The sequence below is a fragment of the Inquilinus sp. OTU3971 genome (assembly GCF_038440215.1).
On record NZ_JASATH010000371.1, the window covers coordinates 1 to 2,937 of the forward strand.

The window sequence follows — 2,937 nt, forward strand, 5'->3', positions numbered from 1 at the left end:
GGGATTCCAGTTTTGTCGATGCCGCTTCTGGGTGGCCCCTGGATCGCGGGGTCAAGCCCGGCGATGACAATGAGTTGAGGTTTCACCTCATTCCGACCGAACAGACGGGCCCGAGGATCAACCATGACGAGACCACGCAGGAAGGCTGATTTCCCCGTCCACGAGGTCCGGCGCTACCTGGAACCCGGGCCGATCGTGCTGGTGTCGTCGCGCTGGCGCGACCGGACCAACATCATGACCCTGGGCTGGCACACCGTGATGGAGTTCTCGCCGTCGCTGGTCGGCTGCATGATCTCCGGCGGCAACCACAGCTTCCGCCTGATCCGCGACAGCGGCGAATGCGTCATCAACCTGCCGACCACGGCCCTGACCGACACGGTGGTCGGGATCGGCAACACCTCCGGCGCGAAGATCGATAAGTTCGAAAAGTTCGGCCTGACCGCCGAGGCGGCGCAGGAGGTCGGGGCGCCGCTGATCCGCGAGTGCCACGCCAGTTTCGAGTGCCGGCTGCACGACGACGCGCTGGTCGACCGCTACAATTTCTTCATCTTCGAGGTGGTGAAGGCGCATGTGGCGCCGACGCCGAAGCACCCGAAGACGCTGCACTACACCGGCGGCGGGGTGTTCGTGACGGCGGGCGGGGTGCTGGACCGGAGGGCGCTGTTTCGGCCGGGGATGCTGTAACGGATCAGGCCGTCGGCAAGCGGCCCAACAGTTCCCTCACCCGCTCGAGATAGCTCTCCACCGGATGGTCGCTGGCCGGGCGGCGCCAGGTTTCGGCACGGGCCAAGCGGGCTGCGGTCTCGGAGCCGATCGCCGGCACTGCGGCCGCGATTGCCCGCATCTCCGCCAGGTCGCCGTTGCAGTGCAGGGCCAGGTCGCAGCCGGCGGCCAGAGCCCGCTCAGCCCGGCCCGGCAGGGATCCGGACAGCGCGCCCATCGACAGGTCGTCGCTGCACAGCACCCCGTCGAAGCCGATGCGGCCGCGCACCGCATCGCGGATCGCGGTCGGCGACTGGGTGACCGGATGGTCCGGATCGAGCGCGGTGAAGACGAGATGCCCGGTCATGCCCCAGGGCAGGCCGGCGAGATCCCGGAACGGGGCGAAATCGGTGCGCTCCAGCGTCTCCAGATCGGCCTCGACCAGCGGCAGGGCGACATGGCTGTCGACCCGTGACCGGCCATGGCCGGGCAGGTGCTTGATCACCGGCAGGGCGCCGCCGTCGAGCAGCCCTTCCGCCACGGCGCGGCCGAGCCGGGCGACGACCGCCGGATCGCCGGAGAAGGCGCGGTCGCCGACCACCGTGCGGTCGGCGCCGGGCAGGTCGAGATCCAGCACCGGCGCGGCCACGATGTCGATGCCGGCGGCGCCGGTGGTGAGCGCGATGGCGGTGGCGTTGGCGCGGGCCGCCGCCTCCGCCGCATCGCTATCGACCGACCACAGGGCGCCGAAGCGGCCGGCTGCCGGGAAACCGGGCCAGTGCGGCGGCCGCAGCCGGGCGACGCGCCCGCCCTCCTGGTCGATCATCACCGGCGCATGGCGGCCGACCGCGTCGCGCAGATCGGCGACCAGCGCCGCGAGCTGATCCGGCATTTCGCAGTTGCGGCGGAACAGGATGAAGCCGAGCGGATCGGCGTCGCGGAAGAACAGCCGCTCCTCGGCCGTCAGGACGGGACCGGCGCAGCCGAACAGGATCGCCTTGGACATCAAGGAAACTCAGCGGGGAACGACGAGGCAGCCGGTCTTCTCGCTGGCCAGGGCCTCGCACAGCCGCGTCGCCGTCGCCTGGTCGAGCGGCACGGCCTGGACGCGGTAGCCGAGCCGGGTCGAGGCCGAGACCTGCGGCACGGCGAGCTGCAGCGCGCCGAACAGCTCCGGGAAGCGGCGCTGGAAGCGGGCCCATTCGGCCTGCGCCTCCTGCGGCGAGGTCACCGCCGCGATCTGGGCCGCGAAGCGCCCGGCCGGCACGGCGACGATCGCCGGCATGGAGGGCACGGCCGCGACCTGCGCCGGCGCATGGGCATCGGGGTCGATCCAGCCGCCGGCGGCGGCCGGGTTGGCCAGCAGCGCCGCGATCGGGTCGGCCGGCTCCGGGCCTGCCTGGGGTGCAGGGGCGATCGGCTCGACCGGAGCGTCCGGCGCCAGAGCGGCGGTCTGGACCGGGGCCGGATCGGCAACGGGCGCCGATGCGGGATTCGCGTCGGCCGGCGCTGCGGCGACGGGCTCGGGCTGCGGGGCCGTCTGGACCGGCGCGGCGGGTTCGGGCGGCGGCGCGGCCTGGCCGGGGCGCGCCAGCAGGATCTCCACCACCCCGGCCCCGGGCGCGGCGGCCGGCAGCGGCAGACGCCAGCCGCGCTGGTCGGTGCCGGCCTGGACGGGCCGCGGCATCGGCTGCTCCGGCGGCGGCAGCACGGTGGCCACATTCACCGGCGCCTGGCGGCGGCCGAGATCCTGCAGCACGAGGCGGTCCTGGTTCGGGATGTCGATGCCGCCCGGCTGCTCCGGCCGGGTGCGGAATTCGGCGCGGTCGGCGCGGATGATCGGCACCCCGCCCTCCATCGTCACCGAGCCGCCGGAGGTGTAGGTCGAGATCAGGACGCCGGCGAACAGGAGGATCACGACCAGGATCACCCCGGCCGGGACGATGATGCGCCAGGGCGGCGAGGCCTGCACCGGCCTGAGCTGGACCGCGGCAGGCGCAGTCATGGGCAGCGCGTGCGGCGCCTCCACCCATTGTCCGTTCGGCGCGAGTCGCAGTTGCGTGGCAGTGTCGACCATACTATCCCCCGACTGATTCGGAATCGTAACGCGAATCGGAGAAACGGGCGATAAGAAATTGATTCAATGATGAATCATTCTGGAGATGCCCCTCCTGAGCCGTCATGCCCGGGCTTTGACCGGGCATCCAGAGACTGTCGACACCTTCTGGATTGCCG

General features: G+C 71.8%; 3 protein-coding genes. 1 reads left to right on the top strand and 2 read right to left on the bottom strand.

Annotated elements, in window-relative coordinates:
* Positions 1-123 precede the first annotated feature (123 nt).
* On the top strand, positions 124-684 hold the full coding sequence (locus AAHM41_RS39725; protein ID WP_342242167.1) for a flavin reductase family protein: 561 nt from the start codon (positions 124-126) through the stop codon (positions 682-684).
* 4 nt (positions 685-688) lie between these two features.
* Here AAHM41_RS39725 and nagZ read toward each other — a convergent pair whose 3' ends face one another.
* Positions 689-1,708: a beta-N-acetylhexosaminidase gene (gene nagZ, locus AAHM41_RS39730; RefSeq protein ID WP_342242168.1), complete on the bottom strand. Its 1,020-nt coding sequence runs from the start codon at positions 1,706-1,708 to the stop codon at positions 689-691.
* Between the two features lie 9 nt (positions 1,709-1,717).
* Complete coding sequence (locus tag AAHM41_RS39735; protein WP_342242169.1) at positions 1,718-2,707, bottom strand: SPOR domain-containing protein; 990 nt, start codon at positions 2,705-2,707, stop codon at positions 1,718-1,720.
* Positions 2,708-2,937: the final 230 nt, after the last annotated feature.